The sequence below is a fragment of the Virgibacillus sp. CM-4 genome (assembly GCF_000445495.1).
GTDB lineage: Bacteria > Bacillota > Bacilli > Bacillales > Amphibacillaceae > Virgibacillus > Virgibacillus salexigens.
The window spans coordinates 25,648-49,981 of record NZ_AUQA01000003.1 but is presented as its reverse complement, the minus strand read 5'-3'; the positions used below and the strand labels follow the sequence as shown (position 1 = coordinate 49,981).

The window sequence follows — 24,334 nt, the reverse complement described above, 5'->3', positions numbered from 1 at the left end:
TTATGAGTCGTTTATTCAGCCCATATACAATTAAAAATCTAACATTGAAAAATCGTATTGTTATGTCTCCGATGTGTCAGTACTCAGTCACTAAAGAAGATGGTGCCCCAAACGATTGGCACTTTGTTCACTATGTTTCAAGAGCGATTGGAGGAACAGGTCTAATTATTATGGAGATGACTAGTGTTACCCCCGAGGGGCGTATTACAAATGGAGATCTTGGTCTTTGGTCTGATGAACAAATACCACATTACCAACGACTTGTTAATGAATTAAAAAAGTACGACACCAAGGTTGGAATTCAAATTGCTCATGCAGGCAGAAAAGCAGAAGATGCCGTTCAACCTGTAGGAGCTTCCGATATACCTGTAGAAGTATTACCAGAGGAAACCATGAATGGTGAACTTAGCCCCCCAAGGGCTTTAACAAACCAAGAAGTGAAAGAAACCGTTCAGAAATTTAAACTCGCTGCTGAAAGAGCTATAAAAGCAGGTTTTGATACAATTGAATTACACGGCGCTCATGGTTATCTCTTGCATCAGTTTATGTCACCAAGCAGCAACAATCGTACAGATGAGTATGGGGAAGACCTAGCGCTCTTTGGGGAAGAAGTTATAAAGGCGGTCAAAAGTGTAATGCCAGCAGATATGCCACTAATCATGCGAATGTCTGCTATTGAGTATATAGATGGGGGCTATGACTTACCATACTCTATTGATATGGCAAAACGTTTTAAAAAAGCTGGTGTAGATGTTTTTCACGTTTCAAGTGGTGGGGAAGGGCCCCCCGGAGAACGTAAACCACAAAATACGCCGGGTTATCAAGTGCCCTTTGCACGTGAGTTTAAAAAACAATTAGACCTTCCGGTTATCGCTGTTGGTAAATTAAGCAGCCCAGAACTGGCAGAAGCAACCATTTCAAATGGAGATGCAGAACTTGTGGCCATTGCAAGAGGCATGCTTAATGATCCTTATTGGAGTTTACATGCAGAAAAGAGATTAACTCATAAAGTAAACTCACCTTTTCAATATTCAAGAGGAATAAGATAAGAAATAAGTTTCACTTCATTTTTGGTACTATGTTCTTTCTTTATCTGCTTGACATATCGAGAAATCCAGATATACAATTATGTTTATGGAACCTATTCGTGTATTTAAAGCATTATCAAATGAAACTCGACTTAACATTTTGAAGTGGTTGAAGGAACCAGAGAAGCATTTTCCTAAACAAGGCGCTCATCTACCAAAGGGGGTAAGTATCAAAGGAGGAGTATGTGTAGGAGATATTCAGGAAAAAGCTAAAGCTTCTCAATCTACGGTTTCCCAATACCTAAATATGATGCAGAATGCAGGAATCCTGGAATCTGTTCGTTATGGTCAATGGACCTATTATCGGCGAAATGAAGAAATCTTATCTCGGTTAGCTGAATATTTTAAAACGGAAATCTAAATTGATTGTAGATTTCTGTTTTTTTTACAAATCGATATATCGGTTATTTTAGATATTTAAATATAGGGATTAAGGAGGATGTTATGTCATGCGTTACTTAGCATATATTTTAGCCGTATTAGCAGGGACAGCACTTAGCTTCGAAAGTGCAATATACGGTCAACTTGGAGAAACAATAGGAGAGCTGGAAACCAGTTTTTATAACTTCTTTATGGGTACTCTCATCATGGGATTATTATGGTTATTCTTTGGGAAGGGGAAACTTTCCTATACGATGGAAGCACCAAAATGGTCACTTCTTGGCGGAATCTTAGGAGTCGTATATTTAACAGCTATCGTTATTAGTGTGCCTTTTGTTGGTGTTGGTATAACGATGGTTACAGTAATTATCGGTCAACTGATTATGAGTATGGTTATTGAACATTTTGGTTGGCTTGGTATTCAGCAAACCAAAATTAATAAAGAAAAAGTATTTGCAGTTATTTCCATGATAATTGCCCTTATATTAATTAACTAGGAGGTCTAATAATGGATATATTAATGATTCTATTTACCTTATTAGCTGGTATCACATTAAGCGCACAATCATCCGTCCATGGAACATTCAGCCGGAAAGCCGGAACAATTGAAACGACGTTTTTAACCATGTTAACTGGGTTAGTATTTCTGACAATTATTATTATATTTTTCGGTCAAGGTAATGTGCTCCGGATACTTTCGGCACCAGTATGGCAGTTAAGCGCTGCATTCTTAGGTACGGCGTTCTTACTTCTCTCTGTCATAGCTGTTCCAAGAATTGGGGTCATAGCGACCAATGTTGCCGTTATCAGCGGACAGCTTTCAATTAGTATGATTATTGATCATTTTGGCTGGTTCGATAGTTTAGTAATACCTTTAGACTGGAAGCGGCTTGTTGCACTACTATTTATGATTATTGCTATTTATTTCATTTACAGAGGAAATAAACGCTCTAACATGGAAACCAATTCTTGAATTTTAGACGTTTATTCAATTAAACTGGACCGGTTTGAATTATAAATGGTCAGCCAGAAATTTCTGTTTGCTCCTCTGTCCATTTATTTGAGCATTTCGACATGTTATTCCTCCAAATAAAAATATAAGAAAAGCTGTTACTATGATTAACTCATAGTAACAGCTAAAGTAAACAACTTTATTTCCAGTCTATAGCAACTTTTTTATAAACAGTTAACCTTACTCCACTGTCACACTCTTTGCTAAGTTACGTGGTTTATCTACGTCACAGTCACGGTGAAGTGCAGCGTAATATGCTAACAACTGCATTGGCACAACACTGACGAGTGGTGTCAATAATTCATGCACCTGTGGAATGACAAACGCATCTGTATCTTGCTCTAATCCTTTCATGCTGATAACCATATCATTGGCTCCACGGGCAACTACTTCTTGCACATTACCACGAATGGAATAATTTACGTTCTCTTGTGTTGAAATGGCAATCACAGGTGTACCTTCTTCAATTAGAGCAATTGTTCCATGCTTCAATTCTCCTCCAGCAAAACCTTCTGCTTGAATATAGGAGATTTCTTTTAATTTTAGAGCTGCTTCCATACATACATAGTAGTCTGTACTACGACCAATGAAGAAGGCATTACGGGTCTTGCTTAAATAATCACGAGCCAATTCTTCAATTGTTTCTTTTTGATCGGTTAGTACTTCCATTGCATTTGCAACGATGGCTAGCTCCTGCATTGGATCGAAATCTAATTCTAGGCATTTTGCTTTTGCAGTATCTACTGCTAAAATAGCTAGCACTGCAATTTGTGCTGTATAGGCTTTTGTTGATGCTACAGCAATCTCTGGTCCTGCATATAAATTCAACGTGTAATCTGCTTCACGAGAAAGGGTTGATCCTGGTACATTTGTAATCGTTAATGCTGGATGTCCCATTTCTTTAATACGTACTAATACTGCACGACTATCTGCTGTTTCTCCACTTTGTGAAATAAAAATAAATAGTGGTTTCACTGATAGTAATGGCATATTATAGGAAAATTCACTAGCGATGTGAACTTCAACTGGAATATTGGCTAATTTCTCAATGAACGCTTTTCCAACTAAACCAGCATGGTAGCTGGTACCTGCTGCAATAATATAAATACGATCGCAGTCTTTCATTGCCTGTCGTACGTTTTTATCAAGCTTTAATTCACTATCTTCCGTTTGGTATTCATTAATAATTTTACGCATAACAAATGGTTGCTCATCGATTTCTTTTAACATGAAATGAGGATACGTTCCTTTTTCAATGTCACTAGCATCAATTTGCGCTGTATAAGGTTCACGTTCTAATACCGTACCACTTAAATCTTGGATTTCAACTTGATCACGATGCACAAGAACTATTTCTTGATCATGAATTTCCAAGTATTGATCAGTAACTTTCAATGTTGCCATCGCATCACTTGCAACTACGTTAAATCCATCACCTAAACCTACTAATAATGGACTCTTGTTTTTTGCAACATAGAAGGTTTCTTTATCTTTATTATCAATCATACCAATAGCATACGATCCTTTTAATAAGCCCATTGCTTTGCGGAAAGCCGCTGGTGTGTCACCTAATTCAGCAAATAATTTTTCAATTAGTTGAACAACAATTTCCGTATCGGTTTCACTTGCAAAGTCAACATCACTTAAATAAGCATCTTTAATTGCTTGATAATTTTCAATTACTCCATTATGAACAAGTGTGAATCTTCCAGACGCGCTTTGGTGCGGGTGTGCATTTTCTTCACTTGGCACACCATGTGTCGCCCAACGGGTATGGCCGATTCCCATTGTTGCATGAATTGAATGATCTACGCGCTCTCTAAGTGTTGCAATACGTCCTTTTACTTTAAAAAGGTTGACACCATTTTCATTAAGCATTGCAATACCTGCTGAGTCATAGCCACGATATTCTAGTTTTTGTAAACCGTCTAATAAAATTTCCTTTGTATCATTTTGTCCGATATATCCTACTATTCCACACATGTTTGTGGCCTCCTTATTCAAGGGGCAGACAAACGATCCAATAAATTTGGTTATAGGGGCGCTGTTCTGCCCCTTTCTCGTGATTGTTGTATAATCATCTTGCTCATTTCCTTTGGCCAACAAGTTGCCTTGTTGTTTTAAGAAACAGCATAACAATTGAGATGTACAATCGGGAGGCACCCGCCGAATACTCGATAACCTCCAACCTCGTCAACTATTTTCCCACCGTTCGGCAAAATAGTCCTGGCGCTTTATGAACCGAATAAAACTTCGCTAAAGCTCCTTTCTATTTTTAAATCATCCTTAATAGGATACACCACATTTTAACCCTAATTCCCAAATTCAGTCAATCCTTTTTTGTGGTGTTTCATTTTAATATATGTTTACAAACATGTAATGTTCATGAAATAGACACAAGGAAAAGCACCTCGATAGAAGTGCTTTTACCAAAACTGTTTATTTGCTTTATATAGCCGTACAGTTAGAAAAGGAGCAACGATCAAGAGAATACTGCCTATTATGAGGATCGTTATCCAAAGCGAAAATGGATTAAAACTTAAAGCACCTCCATAAAAGAGCACCGTCGTTGCGCCTAGAATAAGGAATAATAAAGCCGTTAGAATAATGTACACAGAGAGCACGCCATGAACATATAGCAAATTACGGTTACGCTTAATAATACCTTCACGGATTGGATAACACTTCAACTGAACCGCCGGTTTTTCATTGGAAAGAATGAACCAATTCCCTTGGCAGCATACTTCTTTCCAACCATCATGAGATATGCTGGCAGGTAAAGAATGCACTTCTGATTTGGCATATCCAATATGATAATGAATGGATTGGGGATCGTTTCCAGCTTCAAATAAAAATAAGCCTTTACTCGGATGAATCTCTGTTAATTGATACCCTGATAAGGCCTTGTTATTTAGCCAGCTTTCTGTTCTCTTTACATCATAACTCCAAAATGGCCTGAAGATTCGTTTCATCTAAACTTAACCTCCTTCCTTTGCCAAACTGTTGAAGTTACTTCCCCCTTTATTCATTTATATGGCATGGTTTGCCGAAAAATTACATTTTTTGAAAGGGTAAATTAATTATTGTATTGATTTATTTCTACGGGATCGATTAAATCCGTATCGGTAGGTACATATCCCAATTTTCTGCCCATCGAAACAATTTGCCCTTTATGATGAAATTCATGCGTCATTATATGCGTAACTAACCAGAGATTAGTAAATTCCACTTCCTCTTCATGCCATGGTACCGTTCCTGCTATTTTGGTATTCCATCTTCCCTTACTCGACTTGATAAATTCATAAACAAGTTGATCCACTTCTGTAAAGACTGTTTTCATATCCGCTGGTTTTGTTATTTGTTCCGGTGAAACATGTTTCACCTCCCGCTTCCATGCAAATCCCTCTAGCCAAGCATGGTAACACATAGCAGCATGTAAATGTGCATGCTTCATAGAGCCCCACCCAAAATCCTCTAACTCCGTTTGAAAGTCCTTAACAGATATATTCTCAAGAAAATCAAATAATTTTTCTCTTGTCATTCGTACCCAATCATATTGTTCTTTAATCAAATCCATTGTTTATATCTCCTTATCTAACATATTTGCTAAAAAACACAGGAACCGTATCCCTGTGTTTTTTGGCACAACTACCCTTGATGTTTTTGTAGAAAATCAAGCATGCGTTGATAAACCTTAATTTCATTTTCTTTTTTAGAAAAGCCATGCCCTTCATCCTCTAAGACAAGGTATTCGACGTCACGGCCTTCCTTTTCTAATTTGGCTACAATTTGATCAGACTCTTCTTTTACTACACGGGGGTCTTTAGCCCCTTGTATAACAAGCATCGGCTTTTTCATTCCATCCAAATAGGTTACCGGTGAGTCTTTAATAAACCGCTCTTTATCACGTTCCGGATCCCCTAACCAACGATCCATAATCGGTTTCCAATGAGGAGGAACCGATGTAACAAATGTAAATAAATCAGACGGGCCAAAGATATCCACTACTGCCTTAAAGTATTCTGGATGGCGCCCATGTAATAATAACGCCATATATCCACCGTAGCTGCCGCCTACCAAAAATAGTTTGTCCTGGGAACTAATATTATTTTCAAATAGCCATTCAATTCCAGCGATACAGTCTAAACGAGGACCTTCTCCCCAGTCTTGTTCAACCATTTTCACAAATGAGGAGCCGTATCCTGAACTCCCGCGGAAATTAGGTGCGAATATAGAATATCCACGATTTAAAAAGCATTGAAACATCGATCGAAACATCTTTCTTTCAGAAGCTTGTGGTCCACCATGCGGCCAGAATATGGTATGGCCGTTATCATATTCCGGATGTGCTTTAAAGAGGAGTGCTTCGATCTTCATTCCATCAAATGACGCATACGAAACAACTTCCGGATCGACCATAGCATCATTACTTACTCCTAGCACAGGATTATTTGTTAACCGTTTCCACGTTTCTCCATCGATAGATTGATAGATATTGTGCGGAACAGTAGCACTTCTTCCTAAAACATAAAGGGAACCCGATTTCGTTACTTGCAATTGGTCAATCACATCTACTGGCGCATCCAATGCTTGCAACTGCTTTGTCTGTAGATTATAACGATATAATTGATCAATTACACCTTTCTCTGTTATAAAATAGAGGGTTTCTTTGTCTTTATTCCATTTCAATGTTTGGATGCTTTCTTGATCAACCGATATGATTTGTTCAAAGTCCTCAGTCTCCAAGTCAAATTTCGCCACATAACTATATTCGCTTTCATAATCTGTTATAAAATAAATGGTGGAATTATCGACAAAGATAGGATCAAATACGACATGTACCTTATTTGGATCAGGTGTTAAATGTAATGTCTTATTCCCCACCTTTACAACCCCTGTTATATAAGTATTGGCAAAAACCCGCGTATAAACAAAGCTATTCTCATCATCAGAAACTGCCGCTAATTCAGTTGGAGAAAGATCTCCCTTATTAATTAACTCATCCTTCCCATCTTGCAGATGCCGAATATGTGTATTCAAAAATGAAGGATTGCCAACGGAAGTTACATAATAAAGTCGTTCCCCATCCCCACTTAGGTGGGCAAAGAAATATTTTTCATTTGGATCACCGGTGACTAATGGCTGAGGTAGCCCTCCTTCCATAGGTAATGCATAGATTTGATGATTTTCATCGCCAGCTTTATCAAATCCAGCTAATACAAATCGATTCTCGGAATCAAACTTAATAAAGCTGCATGATTCATCGTGATGGGCAAATAAATACGGGAATTCATCAGGCAAATCCATTGCCCATAAGTTCATCTTTCCATTTAAATTCGTACTAAACACAAGGCGTTTTTCATCATTACTAACTGAAAAATTAGTAATGACATAAGTTCTGAAAAACTGCTCTACGGTCGGCTTTGGAAATTTGATCCTCATCACTCTCCCTTCGGTTATTAGCAAATTCGAATTAGTCTTACTATTTACAGTCCAATTATACCTTATGACCTAGGCTAATACTATAGAATATAATTAATTAGATGTAATCTGCCTATAAACAAAGAAAGCTGTAGAAAATAAATTTCTACAGCTCTATACCTTATTCAATTTTCCCATCTCTTATTGTTACGATGTGGTCTGCAAACGACAACACGCGTTCATCGTGAGTCACCATAATTCCTGCTTTATTTCGGTTTTTAATTTCATCTGCAAGTAGTTTGACAACCTCCTGTCCCCGCTTTGAATCAAGACTTGCTGTCGGTTCATCAGCAAGAATTAACTGCGGATCATTCATGAGTGCACGGGCAATTGCTACACGCTGACGTTCTCCCCCAGATAGTTCATTTGGAAAATTGTTCATCCGATGCTTTAAACCAAAGTGTGCAAGTAAATCATTTCCGTGCTTCTTCCCTTTTTTTGCAAGTACTTGAATAATGTTTAATTGATCTTTGACTTTCAAATAAGGTACTAGATGAGCAGCTTGAAAAACAAATCCGATTTTATCAAGACGTCGTTTGGTTACTTCCTTGGAAGAAAGACCAGCAATATTTTCTCCATCTAACAGTACCTTTCCGCTTGTTGGTGATAATAGTGCACCGGCAATAGATAGCATGGTACTTTTACCTGAACCTGAGGGGCCAACAATTGCTATAAATTCACCAGCTTTCACTTCTAATGATGCATTATCTAATGCTTTAAATTCATTCGGTCCGTCTGTATATGCTTTGGTAATATGATCTAAAATAAGTGTCAATATGCAGCCCCCTCAATAGCTTCTATTGGGTCAATTTGAATTACCTGATAAAGAGATACAATGGCTCCAATCGTGGAAACAACTATGATAATGATTGCAGGCTGAAGCATTGTCTCTAATTCTAATGTAAATGGCATATCGGCTGGAAACAGGGCACCAATACCAAAGGTAACGACTACTGCGATACTAATGCTAATAAGTGACAATAGAATGACCTGACCAATTAACCCACGAATTAAGTACATGCTTTTCGCACCTAAAGCTTTTAAGACGCCAAATTGTTCCCGCTTCTGTAAGGTCATCACATAGAAAAACACTGCTAGAACAAAAGCAGCAATAACATACAAGAAAATAATCATCATATTTAAGGATGCTTGTTCTTGGGAATAACTAGGAATCCCGTTTAATGCTGTCTCTTTCGTGATGACTTCATAGGATCCATCCGTATTAGCTTCACCTTGGACAGCAACAGCATTGAACTGTTCTAATTCATCATTGCTAATAAAGACAACAGGTGTATGGCTATAGCGTTGATCTGCCGTAAATCCTGTAACCGTATAAGATGTATTCTCTTCAACTTGTAATTGATCTCCTAATCGAACACCTTCTTGCTTCAAGGTAGCATCAGCTAATACTTCATCCGCCTTTTGAGGAAACATTCCCTCAGCAACATCCGGCATTAAAATTCCATTACGCTCGGTTGCAAATAGAGCAATATCAATTTGCTGATCAGCGTCATTTATGGTTGTATTCATCATGCGAATTGCAAGTGTACTGGCATTATTGTTTCCTCCTTGAGCTTCTATCATTTTTTCTCTTTCATCAGCAGGAATAAATGAATTACCAATCTCCCCTTCAGCTCCTTCTTCTATAATCAGAGCATCTGCTTGAAGGTCTTGAATTACTGAGGCATTATCCGAAGATAGCCCTTGTGCCAATCCAGAAATAATAAAGATAAGGCTTGCAGTTAACACCATAATTAGCCCAATTAAAATATATTTTGTCTTTGCAAATAGTAATTCCCGAATTGCAAGAAACATTTGATTCCCTCCTCTACTGTCCCTACTATAACTCCTTTATATGAACAGAAGATGAACGAATCATTACTATTGCGGGAGTGTTATCGTAACTGTTGTCCCTGAAGCAAGTTTACTATCCACTATAATCGTTCCTTGATGTATTTCTACTATTTTCTTTGTAATGGATAAACCTAGCCCCGTTCCACTTTCTTTTCTTGTTCTTGCCTTATCCACCTTATAGAAACGATCAAATATTTGAGAAAGGTCCTCTGCAGCAATGCCGATACCTGTATCCGTCACAGTAACCTCTACTTCAGACTTTGTCTTTTCTACAGCTATGGTTATCGCTCCTTCTTCTGGTGTATAGCGAATTGCATTTGTCATCACGTTCATCCAAACTTGATGCAATAGTCTTGGATCACCATTTATAATTGTTTTCTGCACCTTCCATTCTACCGTTAACTCCTTCTGACGCCACTGCCATTCCAACGTAGACAAAACATCCCTCAGCTGTTCTTCTAACTCAAAAGGAGTCCGTTCTATTTTCTCATCTTCTCGATCAAGTTGAGATAGTGTAAGTAATTGTCTACTAAGGATGGACAATCGCTTGCTTTCCTTTTCGATAATAGCTAAATAGTGGTCCCTTTCATCCTTCGTTAGATTTGCTTCCTGAAGCGCTTGCGAAAAACCTTGAATTGAGGTTAATGGTGATTGAATTTCATGTGAAACATTTGATACAAACGCTTGCCTTCGTTGCTCCGTTTGTTGTAAACTTTTACTCATTGTTGCAAAGTCTTTTGCCAATTGTCCAAATTCATCTTTACGCGTAACTGGGAGTTGTAAATGGTAATTACCAGCAGCTACCTTATTCGTAGCTTCTTTCAATATTTGAATTGGCTTTACAATCCAACGTGTACTAATAAGAACAAACAAAAAGCTAAGAATAAGGATTAAGCCAATAATTATAGCAAAGAAAACACGCATTTCACCAAATTGTTGGGATGCGTACGGGCGTACAAACAACGCGTAATTTTGCTGGTTTTCATTAATAGGAACACCTATTGTATTGGAAAGTGTATGATCAAAAAAGCCAGTTATAAATAGACGCCAGGGGTAGTTAGCGATACCATGATATACCTCACCTGCAAGTACATCCTTAATAACATTCGAAGGTAAATCCTTCGATTCGAAGGATTTACCAAACGCCTGCGTATCACCATTATTATGCACTAAATAAAAAGAATAACCTAAATCCGTAACCTCCGTTAAATAGTCGTCAATCGACTGCTCACTGCTGTTGTATAAGTCCACAATATTCTTAGCAATATGCGTAACTTTCTCATCATTTTGCGGTTTTAAAACATATTGATAGTAACCATTACTTACGACAAATGCTATGACTGCACTTGCTATCATAATAAGTATGGTGGTTACAATTATTCGAACGTATAGGGTTCGCATTCATATACTCCCTCCATACCTCTATTCCACGATATCTAACTTATAACCACGTCCACGTATTGTCTGAATCATAAAATTAGGATGGAGATCTAAAAATCGCTTTCGTAGTCGCTTAATGTGTACATCCACCGTACGATCATTTCCTTCATAATCAGATCCCCAAACCAACTCAATCAGTTTTTCCCTAGAAAAAATTTGATTAGGGTAACTTGCAAGCTGTGCTAATAATTCAAATTCTTTTAAAGGAAGAATGATGACTCCCCCGTTAATATAGACTTCATAGCTTTTTCGATCAATTATCGTATCCCCAACTTGAATTTTTTCATCATGTACCATACGAAAACGCCTGAGCAATGCCCGAATACGAAATAACACCTCTTTCGGTTCAAAGGGTTTTACAATATAGTCATCTGTTCCTGCTATGTACGCTTTTTCTTTATCTGCTATTTCACCTTTAGCGGTAAGCATTATAACTGGAATATCATAACTACTTCTAATTTCCTCACACAACTGATAGCCATCTACTTTTGGCATCATAATATCCACAATAGCTATGCTACATGGAGTTTGTTCTAGCTTGTCCAAAGCTTCTTCTCCATCAATTGCTTCTACTGTTTGATACCCTTCCTTTTGCAGATAGAATCGTAATAGTTCTCTAATATGAGCATCATCATCGACAAGTAATATTGTAACCATTTCCGCGTTTCCTCCTGACATTACTTAGTCTATCCTATCCTAGTTGAATTCATAGATTTTGATAATAAAGTGACTTTTATAAACAATAGTTCAAATTTTTTCTGTTCGATTTGTTAAATTATAGTTATAATTACTACTAAAAGGAATAGGATAACCTGATATTGTCTGTAGATTATAGCAACTGAAAAAGGCCTGTCTTATGCAGGTACAGCACAGGTACAGAGATTCAATCGGTTAGCGTTTTTGATATATACGAGTTAGCAATACTCACCCACGTTAAACATGCCTAGTTGAGAATGTGGTTTTAATGAACAAGCCGATAGTTTCTTAGCCCCATCTTTATAATCATTTATTCTGTACCATTCGTATAAATTGACTGTTTTGCTCATCTCTTATTACTACCCCTAGCTGTGCTAAGTCCTCACGTAATCGTTTCGCTTCTTTTTTTTGATCTTCCCGTAATGCTCTAGATCTTGCATACAAAATTGAATTAACATCCGAAGGCAGATCTCCATTACCTAATTCCCATCGTTGGTAGTAGTTTATATATGGATCTTCGTTTCTAAATGGATATCCATAAGCAAGAAAAACTTCCTTTACATAATCAAATTTTGATTCGACTACTTCTCTATATTTTTCTTCACTTGATAACCCTAAAATTACAAGCTGCTTTCCCTCCACATATATAGCTGATATCTGTTGTTTTTCAAATTTGTCTTGCTTTTCACCGATAATTAGTTCTACCATTCTATCTGACACTTCTACCTTTAAGGTTTCATTAAATACAATAATAATAAATACAATGGCAGCAATAATCCCAAGGATTAACGAAACAATAGATACCCAAAAGTTATTTAACGAGGCGATCAATGAAATGAAATCTTCCAGTGGTACAATCGGCAATGTTAGCACCCAATCTGCTAGCACAGGTATATACCAGCCTAAAATCGCACCGCTTAGAATAGGAAGAATGATAACAATTGCTTTCTCCATACGTTTTAGACCAATAATCGTTTTATCATGGTTCACCGTTTTTCTCTCCTTTACGTAGTCATCTTATGCACCAAATATTTCAATTCGCTAGCATAACGATCTGCATCGAGTTTTGTTTCCGTAGAAAACATATACTCCGAGATAGCGCCTTGAATAATTGTTGTAACAGCATCAATATGAAAAGAAGCAAACACTTTTGATTCCTGCCCCTGTAATAAAATAGCTTTTAATAATTGTCGTAATAAATCATCTTCTTCATTGCCTTCAATAAGATAATATGGAATATGATCTTCGGAACGTGCATGAAAAATAATCTCAATTAAAGCAATCTGATTAGTCCGATGTGTCTTTTGATATAGCAAACTTGCTTCAATAAACATATACAAACGGTCTAAGGGTGCTTTTTTCTCCTGTACTTTCTCATTTATAAATTGCCATTCCTTTTGAATTAAATAATACAATGTTTGATTCATAACATCCTCTTTACCTGAGAAATGATAGGAAATAAGTCCTGTACTTATCTTTGCTTTCTTGGCAATCTTAGCTAAACTTATATGAATATAACCAATTTCTTCGAGCACTTCGATAGCTGCTGTAATAATTTGTTCTCTCCTTGTCTTGCCAATAAAAGATGGTATATCACTCAATGAAAACACCTCTTGTTTATCTATTCATTAGTTGTTTGACTGATCAATCAAATTATAAATTGATATCGTAAACCTGTCAATTCTATCGGTAATAAGAAAGAGGATGATAAATAACCAAAAGAGGTAACCAAAAAGCAAACGATAAAATCGGAATGAAATAAATGCTGATAAACGTGCAGTCAACGTACGTAGGATCCTGTGGGGACAGCACGAACTGAAGATCCCGCAGGAAAGTGTTCTAATGAGGGGCAAGGAAACTGAAACCGTGCCCGTGGAAAGCGAAGTATGTTGACGGTTTTATGTAAGCAAATAATCCGAACGGAATTATCGTTCGGATTAGAATAAGATACCTTTGTCTTCGTCTCTTTCTTTAAATTGATATGGTAAACGGTTGAGTGAGTATTTCTGGGAAATCGATGAATGGATTACGATTCCCTTGAATTTCATATATGGCTCGATTACGGTGTTTCTCATATAAATCAGGGGGGAATTGTTGGTGCCATTCTATTAATAAGTCTATATCAATGCTTTCTCTATGAGATGACTCTATTTCATTAGGGTATCTCATCATAAAATAGAGCATCGCTCTAGCTACTGTCCCCTTCCCATACTCAGGTTCAAATCGTTCTTCCTCTGATTTTCCACAAGCTTCCTCAATTCGCTGACCATCTATTGCATTTGGATTATAATCTAAAAAATCATGGTATGGGTAGTTACTGCGAATAGAGTTACATACTGGATCACACGTAAATAGATGATGGATATCACCACGCATCGGTTCTCGTTCGTTAAACCAAGATTGGGGTACGGAATGCTCGCAATTAAATTTAAGATCCTTACTAATTTGTTGAAGTGTAGATAGGAGGTGTTTCTGATTATGATCGCTAACTAATTTTAACGCTTCCTCACGCTTTATAGAAGTCAAATGATCCTCTAGAATCGTTTCTTCTGGATCCCTTGTTTGCCCAGAATAAATACTTATAAGATTTCCATCGGGTCGCAAATCGACCCAAGGATAAACATATTCACTTGGATCATAACGAACTTGATTATTGTGGGTTTCTTTAATCAGCTGGGTTAATGATTGGATGATCGCATTATAATCGGAAGAATCAAAGTCAATCGTTTTGTAGTACTGATCCATCGTTTGTTGATCCTCTTCTTCATTGTAGTATTCTTTTTCATCTTGCTGGATTAATGCCTTTGCGCTTCTAAGTTGGGAGATAATCTCGTTAATCCGTTGCCTGTCAGTGGTTACAGGTGAGACCTTTTCGCGAGCTTGAGGCGATAAATTCAAATTAATTCCTCCTTAAATTTAATCAGAGCATAGTGGAATAAATTTACTTTTAACTCTATACCACGAAATCACATCTATCAAACAACCTTATCCATAAAAAACTTCCATCGATGAGAAATGGGGATACACAATTATCATGCGTATCCCCATTTGATTACTTCCCTGAAGGATTCGTTATTATTGCTTTACTTGCATCTAAATACCCAGCTCCTTGAGCGTACTCCGGTAAACCGATATCAACAGAGGCTTGAAGCAATTGCTGTTTCATTTCATCTGGAGACAATTCTGGTTGCGCTTGTAATACAAGGGCAGCTACTCCGGCACATATTGGAGTTGCCATGGAAGTACCAGATAAAGAAAAATAATCATTCTCTACTCGACTAGTTTTATTTGTCTTATCAAGAAAAGATCCTGATGCTCGTAAGGAGATTATATCTACCCCGGGCGCTAATAGATCCGGTTTAGATGTTTCTCCACATGTTGGTCCACGGCTTGAGAAAGAGGCGATTTCATCATCACCGCGTTCAACAGTATTTTGGTCACCGATAGCTCCAACAGTTATAACCTTCGAACTAATGGCCGGTGTACCAATGGTTCTTTGATCTGGACCAGAATTCCCAGCGGCTACACAGACAACTATATTGTTTTCCCACGCAGCGTTTACAATTTGCACAAGGGGATCATTACAATCGGACTCATCCGCTTCTGCACCTAAGGATAAGGAAATAATGTCAATTTGGTATTCATCTTTATGGTCAATACACCATTGAATACCGGCAATAATAGTAGAAAGCGAACCTGAGCCCATTTTGTTAAGAACCTTTACACCAATAACTCCAGCTTCTGGAGCGGATCCCTGATACTTACCATCTGATAAAAACCCGTTACCAGCAGCATCCCCGGCACAGTGCGTCCCATGACCATTATCATCATAAGGTTCTGTTTTATCTTTAACAAAATCTTTAAAGGCAATGATACGATTCGTTGGCTCTGTTAAATCCTTGTGAGGCTGCACACCTGTATCTACCACTGCAATATTAACATTCTTACCAGTTAATCCCTGTTCATTTAATTCCCGAGCATGAATAGAAGGAGAAGCAACATCCATTAAAGCTTTGACTTCACGGTCGTAATAAATCTTCTTAATATTACAATCGCTATCCATCAGCTTTTCAATGGCAGAGGCGGTTAAGTTTGCTGAACAACTACATACATTGGGAAATTGGTGTTTCACTTTTGATCGAAGTTGCGGTTTAACAAGTTGATGCACTTTATCTATTTCTGATTTTTGTGAGATTGTATTCTCTTGGTCAAATTCAATAATAACAGGGAACTTCTTTGTTTTTTTCAATATGCCTTCAAGCGGTCGATGCAAGAAACAAGGAGTACGACGCATAGGTTTATATAAATGAAGTAGACTTTGGCGTATTCCTTTGTCGAATTTTGCACTATATTTCCTAGTTAATTGAACCATAGAGAACCCTAACATTCTCTCACCTCCTTTTACTTGATGATTCATTTTATGAACCAACAGCATGGAAGTGGCGGTATTTGTTTAGAAAGTTACTAAATGAGGCGCTTATCTAATAGACTCGTTCATGTGATAATACGACATATTCTTTATAACCAAGGAATGAGCGAGCATTGTTTAATTGATCGTTTATAGAATTAACCATGAACAAGCGAAAAAGAAAAAAGGCTGTTGTTTAATCAACTTGAACGTCCATTTACCGAAACCGAGCGAGCGGATACTATAAACAACAAAAAAAGCTTGTAGAAAACCGCAGGGCTCTCTACAAGCTAAGCACCGCTCTGTTAATAAGAGCAGATCCTTTATTTCCTTATTCCGTTGCTCCAAGTAGCTTTTCAATAACATTAACGATACGAGTTACATATTTGTCGCAATCTTCTTTTGTAGGTGACTCAACCATGACACGGACTAATGGCTCTGTACCTGAAGGGCGCACTAATACACGTCCTTGATCACCAAGTTCTTTTTCAACATCTTCTATTTCTTTAGTAATGTCTGGGTGATTTAATGCTTTTTCTTTATCAGTAACTCTTACATTTTTAAGTATTTGCGGATAAATAGTCATCTCGTCAGCAAGTTCTGATAATGGCTTTCCTGTTTCCTTCATTACATTAACAAGCTGTAATGCGGATAACATTCCATCTCCAGTTGTATTATAATCCAAAAAGATAATGTGACCAGATTGTTCTCCACCCAGGTTATAACCGCCTTGACGCATTTCTTCCATCACATACCGATCACCTACAGCCGTCTTATCACTGCGCATACCATTTTTTTCTAATGCTTTATAAAAACCAATATTACTCATTACTGTAGAAACTACTGTGTTATGGCGTAAAGCACCTTTTTCATTCATATACTTCGCACAAATGAACATGATTTGATCACCATCAACAAGGTTTCCTCGTTCATCTATAGCAATTAACCGATCTCCATCTCCATCAAAAGCCAATCCGACATCTGCATTCTTATCTGATACAAATTCTTGTAGTTTCTCAGGGTGGGTTGAGCCCACACCATCATTGATATTTAACCCGTCCGGGGATGAGCCAATTGAATAAATATCTGCTTCTAAGTCCGCAAATAGATGGGTAGCCAAACTTGAGGTTGAACCATGCGCACAATCAAAAGCAATTTTTAAGCCATCGAAATCATTATCTACTGTGTCTTTTAGGAAGGAAAGGTATTTCTGCCCGCCTTCAAAATAGTCATTGATGCTGCCAATATCAGCACCAGTTGGACGAGGTAATTCATCTTCTCCATCCATTAATGCTTCTATTTCATGTTCCTCTGCATCTGTTAATTTAAAGCCATCTGGACCAAAGAATTTAATTCCGTTATCCTCCACAGGATTATGGGACGCTGAAATCATTACTCCTGCTTGCGAGCTTGTTGCTTTTGTTAGATACGCAACGCCTGGTGTAGAAATAATCCCAACTCGCATCACTTCTGCTCCGATGGAAAGTAAACCAGCTACTAGTGCTCCTTCAAGCATATGTCCAGAAATTCGTGTATCGCGTCCAATAATAATTTTTGGACGTTGCGTTTCTTTTGTTAGTACATATCCTCCAACACGACCTAGTTTAAAGGCTAATTCTGGAGTAAGGTCTTTATTAGCTACTCCTCGCACACCATCTGTTCCAAAATATTTTCCCATGTAGTTTCTCTCCTTTATATCCATTTCCACCGTTTATCAAGCGAAGTAACCCCTATTCGGGTTCACTAATTTCAATCGTAGCTTGTTCGAATTCAGCTTCTACGGATACCTCTTCAGGTCCTTCAACTGAGATAGGAACATCATGTTCCCCTACTTCTAATTCTTCTACATTTATATATGCACGAAAATCTTCATCAGTGAGTTCTTTAATATCTGATGGATTACCCGTTACAGTAATATCCATTTCGGAGTTTGCTGGATCAGCAAATGTTATTTCCTGTCCCTCTGCCAGGGACTCTACATTAATTGGTAAAGCATTAATGGTTTTTGTCTGTTTTAACTCTACCGTTACCTCAACATTTTCGATATCTTTAGCACTTGTTCCATCAGGTAAAGCAAGATCTGCTTCAATGGTACCTGAGTCGGTAATTTCAGATAGATCTATTTTTTCGGTCGAAATTCCTTCAATATTTTCCAGTACATGATTTGTACCGAATAACTCCACTTCTTCTACATTAGCAGAAATTGAAGTTAATTCATAGCCCTTCGGTAGTTCACCGCTTGTCTCCACACTAATTGGTACTTTTTTACTTGGATTATTAATATCGGCAGAGACGACTACATTTTCCGGCTGTACATTTACATTCAATTCATTACCTTGGCTATCATACACATTGACAGGAACTTCTCGATTATTAATTGATTTATCCAAGCCATTTAAATCCACATACGCCTTCACAATACCTATTTTATCAATTACGCTTTGCGCACTTGTAATGGTTACTTTTTGTGGACTTACTTCATAATCACCTAACTCAAATCCTTCAGCAAGCTGATTTTCATGTAAGAAGTCGATATTAACATCAAATTCTTGTGTTGCTTTTTCCTCAATGGTGACTTCAATTCGCTTTGGTTCAATAAATACATCCAATTTTTCAGGTATATCATGCTGCAATTCAACTGTATGATTTCCAGCCTCTAATCCTTGAAGATCCACAAATACATTGAAGTTTCTATTTTTAATTGTTGGAGTTAGTATGGACAAAGATCCCTCCATCGACACAGATACATGCTCAGGTACGCCACTAACGACATATTTATCATTATTGATACGTATATCGACTGGTACCTCATCAATTGTTTCTAAATTCTGTGAATCCCCACCAGATGGGAAAGTTGAATCTGCATTATTTGGTGCATTATTGACTTCTACGGATACGAAAACATAAAATAAAACGGCAAAGGCTAAGGAAACGACACGGACAAACCACTTACTTCTAAACCAATTATCCATTTTTGTTTCCCCTCCATTTTTTTGACTTTTTATCAGGGGCTTTCATACTTAATGATAAATTCTCCCGTAATAGTTCTCGGAGACTTTCCTGATTAAGCTCTCTATGTAGCTCACCATTTTTTGTACAAGATATATTTCCTGTTTCCTCGGATACAACAATCGTTAATGCATCTGTAACTTCACTAATTCCCATAGCAGCACGGTGCCTTGTCCCTAACTCCTTAGAAATAAAGGGACTTTCTGATAACGGAAGATAACAAGCTGCAGCTAAGATATTATCTCCTTTTAAAATGACCGCACCATCATGTAATGGGGTATTTGGAGTGAATATATTTGTTAGAAGCTGATGTGTCAGTTTACCGTTTATCGGGATTCCTGTTTCAGCATAATCACCAATTCCTGTCTCCCGTTCAATGGAGATGAGGGCACCGATACGACGCTTCGCCATGTAATTACAAGACTGAATAATCGATTCTATATTTTGTTCAATAATCTCTTCTTCAGATCTGGAACTCCTTCCAAATATATTCCCTCTACCTAATTGCTCCAATGCACGTCTTAGTTCTGGTTGGAATAAAATAATAATTACGATAAGACCCCAGTCAATTGCTTGACTTGTAATCCATTGGACAGTTTGTAAATTTAGCACAATACTTAAAAGCCATACAGCTAATACGACTGCAATTCCCTTTAAAAGCTGAATTGCTTTTGTACCTCTAATCAGCATGATTAATTTATATAGAACATACCAGACGAGAGCAATATCTACGCCTATCCTTAGAAGCTGTATCAGGTCGAATCCCCCATCAAGCATGATTACACATCCTTCTTCAACAAAATTTCAGTAATACCCAAATTTATCGCATTATAACATTATTATTATAACATAATTTTACCAACAACATGTATGATAACACTCACGAATAATAAAAGTTCACAAAGGATGTAACGCACAAGCTGTGTTTATCGCCAAACTCTGAGCACAGCGGAAAGCTTGTTCCTATAAAAATACGATAAAAAGCTCCACATCTATAGCAAGAGATCTAAAGCATGTAACTATTTTTTTGACAACAAAAAACCTGAATACAAAATACGATTCAGGTTAATCCATTTGAAATTATAATGCAAAAATACGTTGAAACAATTGCTTTAGATTATACCATATCCATTCAAACACCTGATCCACTTGTTTTAATTCTCCATTTACTTCTCCAACAGAAGCCATTAAACCTTCACCTTCTAGAGGCTTTTCAATAAATTTCCCATTTACTAAGGTTACATCTCCATCAATCGTTCCATTAACAATTAAGTTGCCATTTTTAACAAGTAAGTCTCCTTCTACTGTAACGTCCGCTGGAACAATTACAGTATCCCCTTTTATAATAAGGTCTTCTTGTTTTGAGACAACCAGTTGATTATCTTGATTCCAAACAGAAAAAATACCACTAAACATAAACAGGAAGAAGATGGCGGCCGCTGTAATCATTGGATGCGCCTTTAACCATCTTGTATATTTTAATCTTTTTCTTTCTGTAGGAAGTTTTCCCATAACGTTCGCTGTAAAATTGGCAGGGGCTTTCACCTGTTCTGCACTTTGAATAAAAGTTATCGTCCTTTTTAATTCATGAAAATGCTCCTGACAGGCTTCACAAACTTCTAAGTGCTTGCTTAGAGCTTGTTCCTGCTCTTTGGTAATATCCCCATCTAAATAATGATGCATTAGTTCTACAGCTTCTTTATTACATTTCAAGTGAGTCACACTCCTTTTACACGTGACGAAGCTTTTTCCGTAGAGCTTCCCTTCCTCGATGGATACGGGTTTTTACCGTTCCTAATGGAATATCTAAGATTTCACTAATCTCTTGAAGGGAAAATTCCTCAATATATCGAAGCATGATAATACTTCGATACTTCGGTGGAAGCTTAGAAATTTCATACTGAATATAGCGTTGCAGCTCTAAACCTTCAACTTCTTCATCCGGTTTTCGACCCTTATCGGCCAATTGAGAGTACATATCTAATCCTTCTGTTCCCTTTACTTCTGCATCAAGATAATGATCAGGCTTTCGTTTACGAATTCGGTCAATGGTTAAATTCGTAGCTATCCGATAAAGCCATGTCGAAAACTTTCTGCGTTCATCAAATGAATGGATATTAACATATGCACGGATAAAAGCCTCCTGCGCTATATCTTCCGCCTCGTGTGTATTACCGAGCATCCGATAACAATGCTGGTAAATCTTATTCTGAAAGAATGAGACCACATCCTCAAAAGCAGATTGATCTCCTTTTTTCACTTGTTTTATTCTCTCTCGTATCATTTCATCCATATTGGTACCTCCGCCAACTATGCGGTATTTCTGTTACGAAATAGACCTCAAAAAGGTTTCAAAAAAAATTAAAAAAATTATTAGTTTATAATTGCAATAATTTGGATACTCTCCTATTATAGTATACTAGATAGGAGGATAGTTTTGTGAGTAATTATGTATTATTGGAAGAAATTGAGAAATGTCGTGAAGAAATGATCTCACTTAGTGACTCACATGCATTGACTTCAGAAGTTGTCATTTCCTCTAGTACCAAGCTAGATCAACTTATTAATGAGTATCTTAATAAACACGATTAGAATGCATGATCTTCACAATACGGCACGTATTAACGCACAACTTTATAAAAAGAGATAGAAATAGGGTAAAAAAGACATCAAATTTCCAGTTTGAAATTTAATGTCTTTTTTATAACGCTTCAAATTTCGTACTGTGTTATTTTAATTTTTCACCAAAGAGCGATCCCATTAACCCTACTGCAACGGTTGCCGTTTTGTTTTTTTCATCAAGTATTGGATTTACTTCTACAAATTCTGCTGATGTCAGCATTGATGACTCTTCTAACATTTCCATCGCTAAATGGCTTTCCCGATATGTAATTCCACCTATTACCGGTGTTCCTACTCCCGGTGCTTCTGAAGGGTCAAGTCCATCAAGGTCCAGACTTAAATGAACACCATCGGTCCTGTTTTGTAAATAACCAATTGCCTCTTCCATAACAGCTGGCATTCCCAAGCGATCGATTTCATGCATCGTATATACCTGAATGCCTTTATTACGAATCAATTCTCTTTCACCTAGATCGAGAGAACGAGCTCCAATGATAACAATATTTTCTGGCTTTACCTTTGGAACATAATCTCCAATCGCAGTTAATTTATCATCACCTATCCCTAGGCTAACTGCAAGTGGCATCCCATGGATATTCCCTGATGGAGATGTCTCACTTGAGTTTAAATCCCCATGAGCATCATACCAGATTACTCCAAGATTGTCATAATGTTTTGAAATGCCTGCTAAACTTCCAATGGCAATACTGTGATCACCACCAAAAATAAGTGGAAAATGCCCCTTTGTTACTTCTTGATCCACCATTTCTGATAACTTTTGGTTGGCTTCTACTACTTGTTTAAGATTCTTTAATTTACTATCATGATCCGTATTCGGCTTATCCGGACGGATGATTGGAATGTCCCCTAAATCATAAATTTGGTATTTCAATTCCTCCAATTTCTCAATGGCTCCAGCATATCGCAGTGCGCTTGGCCCCATATCGACTCCACGGCGGCTTTGTCCTAAGTCCATCGGTACACCAATAATTGAAATTTTGTTTTTTGTCATGTAATCGCCTCCTCCCTTTCCCATTGTAGACAAAATACGCATGATGACTCAACTCAACATTAGACTGTATATATATACAATGGAGTCGGATTAGCAAGATAAAATGGGTTTGCTTGTGTTAGATTATTGGTGATCTAGTCAACGACTCATATCAGACAGTAACTATTCCTTCTTAACTAAAAAACAGATACTATCCATTCGGATACTATCTGAATCTCTTTTAAACCTCTACTTTTCTTGCCCCAAAAGGGTTTGCTTTAAGCGAAAGTGGTTTTATCCCCACTTCTTCCCAAGCTTTAATCAATTGATCCGCTTGTTGCTTCGAAGGCATAAAGGCGATTCCACAATCACCACCTCCTGCACCTGAAGGCTTTCCGGCACCACCATAAGCTTCGGCAAGGTCACACAACTTCGATAATAATGATGTCTCGATATCCACATTAGCATATCGCCCCACTTTAGCTAAAGCATGACGATTTTCCGTAATACCGTTTAAAAATAAGGATGCATCATTTTCCTTCATTCCGTTTAAAATCTTCGTAACCGCTTGTTCACTCTCCAACAGAAACTGATTAAAGTGGCTTAAATTATCCGTCTTTAACTTCAAAATCTCATCGACCAGTCTCGCCGTAGATGCCGGTTTACCAGTCCAGCCGATACACATATGTATATTTTCTGGCAGCTGTACGCGTTCTAAGGATAAGTACTTCCAATTTTGATTTACTACGTCAGTTAGTGATAAAGCATTTTGATACGCATGTCGTAACCAATCAGCCTGAAACGAAGAATAGTTAAGAAAGCCTCCATGGGATGATGCAGCTACATCAGCCCCAGAGCCATTCCCTTGCGTCACCACATGAGAGATAGCAGCAAGTTGAAAGATTAATCTTGCGCTAGGTCTATAGGGGAGTGATTGATGCAGGATAGCAGTAATTACAGAAGTTACTACTGCGGCACTAGATCCTAGTCCGTATTTCACACCGGATGTGTCATCCAATTCACTCTTAATCGTTAATTGAAACGGCTTTATTGCAATACGCTGCTCCTTCAAATACTTTATCGCAATCGTCATCGCCTCTTCAACAAAGCTTGTTCGGATATCATCACAGTCAATCTTTACACGATCATTTGTAAATTCCCATTCTAATTGTTCTAATTGAAAATCGAGTAGACTAATTTCATTTGTTTCCGTTGGTTGAATCGTAGCATACACATAACGATCTACTGCCATTACTACCAAATGATTATTTGGCTGTAATACAGCAAACTCGCCTGCTACCATTAACTTTCCTGGAACTTTGATGGTCATTGGTGTTTGTTGCAACATGTTC

24 protein-coding genes are annotated in these 24,334 nt (G+C 37.5%); 5 read left to right on the top strand and 19 right to left on the bottom strand.

Going from position 1 to position 24,334, the window contains the following annotated elements; translation table 11 throughout:
- The first annotated feature begins 2 nt into the window (after positions 1-2).
- From M948_RS31430 to M948_RS31415, 4 genes are all read left to right on the top strand, one after another.
- Positions 3-1,049: an NADH:flavin oxidoreductase/NADH oxidase gene (locus tag M948_RS31430; protein WP_021290429.1), complete on the top strand. Its 1,047-nt coding sequence runs from the start codon at positions 3-5 to the stop codon at positions 1,047-1,049.
- A gap of 85 nt (positions 1,050-1,134) precedes the next feature.
- Positions 1,135-1,449 (top strand): ArsR/SmtB family transcription factor, encoded by a 315-nt coding sequence (locus tag M948_RS31425; RefSeq protein ID WP_031335345.1) that lies wholly within the window; start codon positions 1,135-1,137, stop codon positions 1,447-1,449.
- A gap of 88 nt (positions 1,450-1,537) precedes the next feature.
- Positions 1,538-1,966 carry a DMT family transporter gene (locus tag M948_RS31420; RefSeq protein WP_021290427.1) on the top strand — a complete coding sequence of 143 codons (429 nt, stop codon included), beginning with the start codon at positions 1,538-1,540 and terminating at the stop codon, positions 1,964-1,966.
- A gap of 11 nt (positions 1,967-1,977) precedes the next feature.
- Positions 1,978-2,442, top strand: coding sequence for a DMT family transporter (locus M948_RS31415; protein WP_021290426.1), 465 nt, complete (start codon positions 1,978-1,980; stop codon positions 2,440-2,442).
- 219 nt (positions 2,443-2,661) lie between these two features.
- Here the strand turns inward: M948_RS31415 and glmS are convergent, their stop codons facing one another.
- The 17 genes from glmS to sigW form a co-directional block, all read right to left on the bottom strand.
- Entirely contained in the window at positions 2,662-4,464 is a 1,803-nt protein-coding gene (glmS, locus tag M948_RS31410) for a glutamine--fructose-6-phosphate transaminase (isomerizing) (RefSeq protein ID WP_021290425.1), read from the bottom strand.
- A gap of 443 nt (positions 4,465-4,907) precedes the next feature.
- Positions 4,908-5,453 (bottom strand): DUF2812 domain-containing protein, encoded by a 546-nt coding sequence (locus M948_RS31405; protein WP_021290424.1) that lies wholly within the window; start codon positions 5,451-5,453, stop codon positions 4,908-4,910.
- Positions 5,454-5,557: 104 nt separating this feature from the next.
- The gene (locus tag M948_RS31400) at positions 5,558-6,058 is read right to left on the bottom strand and encodes a DinB family protein (RefSeq protein WP_021290423.1); all 501 of its coding nucleotides are present in this window, start codon (positions 6,056-6,058) and stop codon (positions 5,558-5,560) included.
- A gap of 71 nt (positions 6,059-6,129) precedes the next feature.
- Complete coding sequence (locus M948_RS31395) at positions 6,130-7,923, bottom strand: S9 family peptidase (RefSeq protein WP_021290422.1); 1,794 nt, start codon at positions 7,921-7,923, stop codon at positions 6,130-6,132.
- A 160-nt stretch (positions 7,924-8,083) separates the two neighbouring features.
- Complete coding sequence (locus M948_RS31390; protein ID WP_021290421.1) at positions 8,084-8,737, bottom strand: ABC transporter ATP-binding protein; 654 nt, start codon at positions 8,735-8,737, stop codon at positions 8,084-8,086.
- Positions 8,734-9,777, bottom strand: a complete 1,044-nt coding sequence (locus tag M948_RS31385; RefSeq protein WP_021290420.1) for an ABC transporter permease — start codon at positions 9,775-9,777, stop codon at positions 8,734-8,736. The genes M948_RS31390 and M948_RS31385 overlap by 4 nt, the downstream gene beginning before the upstream one ends.
- A 66-nt stretch (positions 9,778-9,843) precedes the next feature.
- Complete coding sequence (locus tag M948_RS31380; protein ID WP_021290419.1) at positions 9,844-11,217, bottom strand: HAMP domain-containing sensor histidine kinase; 1,374 nt, start codon at positions 11,215-11,217, stop codon at positions 9,844-9,846.
- A 21-nt stretch (positions 11,218-11,238) separates the two neighbouring features.
- Entirely contained in the window at positions 11,239-11,913 is a 675-nt protein-coding gene (locus M948_RS31375; RefSeq protein ID WP_021290418.1) for a response regulator transcription factor, read from the bottom strand.
- Positions 11,914-12,258: 345 nt separating this feature from the next.
- A complete protein-coding gene (locus M948_RS31370) occupies positions 12,259-12,942 on the bottom strand; it encodes a YqeB family protein (RefSeq protein WP_021290417.1) in 684 nt (227 codons plus the stop codon).
- Positions 12,943-12,956: 14 nt separating this feature from the next.
- Positions 12,957-13,553, bottom strand: a complete 597-nt coding sequence (locus M948_RS31365; protein WP_021290416.1) for a TetR/AcrR family transcriptional regulator — start codon at positions 13,551-13,553, stop codon at positions 12,957-12,959.
- 370 nt (positions 13,554-13,923) lie between these two features.
- Positions 13,924-14,850 (bottom strand): endonuclease I family protein, encoded by a 927-nt coding sequence (locus M948_RS31360; RefSeq protein ID WP_021290415.1) that lies wholly within the window; start codon positions 14,848-14,850, stop codon positions 13,924-13,926.
- A 154-nt stretch (positions 14,851-15,004) separates the two neighbouring features.
- On the bottom strand, positions 15,005-16,339 hold the full coding sequence (locus M948_RS31355) for a S8 family peptidase (protein ID WP_021290414.1): 1,335 nt from the start codon (positions 16,337-16,339) through the stop codon (positions 15,005-15,007).
- 352 nt (positions 16,340-16,691) lie between these two features.
- Complete coding sequence (glmM, locus tag M948_RS31350) at positions 16,692-18,038, bottom strand: phosphoglucosamine mutase (protein ID WP_021290413.1); 1,347 nt, start codon at positions 18,036-18,038, stop codon at positions 16,692-16,694.
- A 52-nt stretch (positions 18,039-18,090) separates the two neighbouring features.
- Positions 18,091-19,332 (bottom strand): CdaR family protein, encoded by a 1,242-nt coding sequence (locus tag M948_RS31345; RefSeq protein WP_021290412.1) that lies wholly within the window; start codon positions 19,330-19,332, stop codon positions 18,091-18,093.
- A complete protein-coding gene (gene cdaA / locus M948_RS31340; RefSeq protein WP_021290411.1) occupies positions 19,325-20,146 on the bottom strand; it encodes a diadenylate cyclase CdaA in 822 nt (273 codons plus the stop codon). Before cdaA ends, M948_RS31345 begins: the two co-directional genes overlap by 8 nt.
- Before the next feature lie 303 nt (positions 20,147-20,449).
- Positions 20,450-21,082, bottom strand: a complete 633-nt coding sequence (rsiW, locus tag M948_RS31335) for an anti-sigma-W factor RsiW (RefSeq protein WP_021290410.1) — start codon at positions 21,080-21,082, stop codon at positions 20,450-20,452.
- Positions 21,083-21,098: 16 nt separating this feature from the next.
- On the bottom strand, positions 21,099-21,662 hold the full coding sequence (sigW, locus tag M948_RS31330) for an RNA polymerase sigma factor SigW (RefSeq protein ID WP_021290409.1): 564 nt from the start codon (positions 21,660-21,662) through the stop codon (positions 21,099-21,101).
- Positions 21,663-21,808: 146 nt separating this feature from the next.
- Here sigW and M948_RS42810 point away from each other — a divergent pair, with 146 nt between their 5' ends.
- Positions 21,809-21,961 (top strand): aspartyl-phosphate phosphatase Spo0E family protein, encoded by a 153-nt coding sequence (locus M948_RS42810; RefSeq protein ID WP_021290408.1) that lies wholly within the window; start codon positions 21,809-21,811, stop codon positions 21,959-21,961.
- 136 nt (positions 21,962-22,097) lie between these two features.
- On the opposite strand, the gene rocF is transcribed toward M948_RS42810, so the two are convergent.
- Complete coding sequence (gene rocF, locus M948_RS31325; RefSeq protein ID WP_021290407.1) at positions 22,098-23,003, bottom strand: arginase; 906 nt, start codon at positions 23,001-23,003, stop codon at positions 22,098-22,100.
- 220 nt (positions 23,004-23,223) lie between these two features.
- Positions 23,224-24,330, bottom strand: coding sequence for a phosphomevalonate kinase (locus tag M948_RS31320; protein WP_021290406.1), 1,107 nt, complete (start codon positions 24,328-24,330; stop codon positions 23,224-23,226).
- Between the last annotated feature and the right edge of the window lie 4 nt (positions 24,331-24,334).

Bases quoted from the DNA above. Each gene is read 5' to 3' on its own strand.
- glmS (WP_021290425.1), bottom strand. From the start codon at position 4,464: ATGTGTGGAATAGTAGGATATATCGGACAAAATGATACAAAGGAAATT.
- M948_RS31405 (WP_021290424.1), bottom strand. From the start codon at position 5,453: ATGAAACGAATCTTCAGGCCATTTTGGAGTTATGATGTAAAGAGAACA.
- M948_RS31430 (WP_021290429.1), top strand. From the start codon at position 3: ATGAGTCGTTTATTCAGCCCATATACAATTAAAAATCTAACATTGAAA.
- M948_RS31380 (WP_021290419.1), bottom strand. From the start codon at position 11,217: ATGCGAACCCTATACGTTCGAATAATTGTAACCACCATACTTATTATG.
- cdaA (WP_021290411.1), bottom strand. From the start codon at position 20,146: ATGCTTGATGGGGGATTCGACCTGATACAGCTTCTAAGGATAGGCGTA.
- M948_RS31320 (WP_021290406.1), bottom strand. From the start codon at position 24,330: ATGTTGCAACAAACACCAATGACCATCAAAGTTCCAGGAAAGTTAATG.
- M948_RS31395 (WP_021290422.1), bottom strand. From the start codon at position 7,923: ATGAGGATCAAATTTCCAAAGCCGACCGTAGAGCAGTTTTTCAGAACT.
- M948_RS31415 (WP_021290426.1), top strand. From the start codon at position 1,978: ATGGATATATTAATGATTCTATTTACCTTATTAGCTGGTATCACATTA.
- M948_RS31420 (WP_021290427.1), top strand. From the start codon at position 1,538: ATGCGTTACTTAGCATATATTTTAGCCGTATTAGCAGGGACAGCACTT.
- glmM (WP_021290413.1), bottom strand. From the start codon at position 18,038: ATGGGAAAATATTTTGGAACAGATGGTGTGCGAGGAGTAGCTAATAAA.
- rocF (WP_021290407.1), bottom strand. From the start codon at position 23,003: ATGACAAAAAACAAAATTTCAATTATTGGTGTACCGATGGACTTAGGA.
- M948_RS31425 (WP_031335345.1), top strand. From the start codon at position 1,135: ATGGAACCTATTCGTGTATTTAAAGCATTATCAAATGAAACTCGACTT.
- M948_RS31355 (WP_021290414.1), bottom strand. From the start codon at position 16,339: ATGTTAGGGTTCTCTATGGTTCAATTAACTAGGAAATATAGTGCAAAA.
- M948_RS31385 (WP_021290420.1), bottom strand. From the start codon at position 9,777: ATGTTTCTTGCAATTCGGGAATTACTATTTGCAAAGACAAAATATATT.
- sigW (WP_021290409.1), bottom strand. From the start codon at position 21,662: ATGGATGAAATGATACGAGAGAGAATAAAACAAGTGAAAAAAGGAGAT.
- M948_RS31400 (WP_021290423.1), bottom strand. From the start codon at position 6,058: ATGGATTTGATTAAAGAACAATATGATTGGGTACGAATGACAAGAGAA.
- M948_RS31345 (WP_021290412.1), bottom strand. From the start codon at position 19,332: ATGGATAATTGGTTTAGAAGTAAGTGGTTTGTCCGTGTCGTTTCCTTA.
- M948_RS31375 (WP_021290418.1), bottom strand. From the start codon at position 11,913: ATGGTTACAATATTACTTGTCGATGATGATGCTCATATTAGAGAACTA.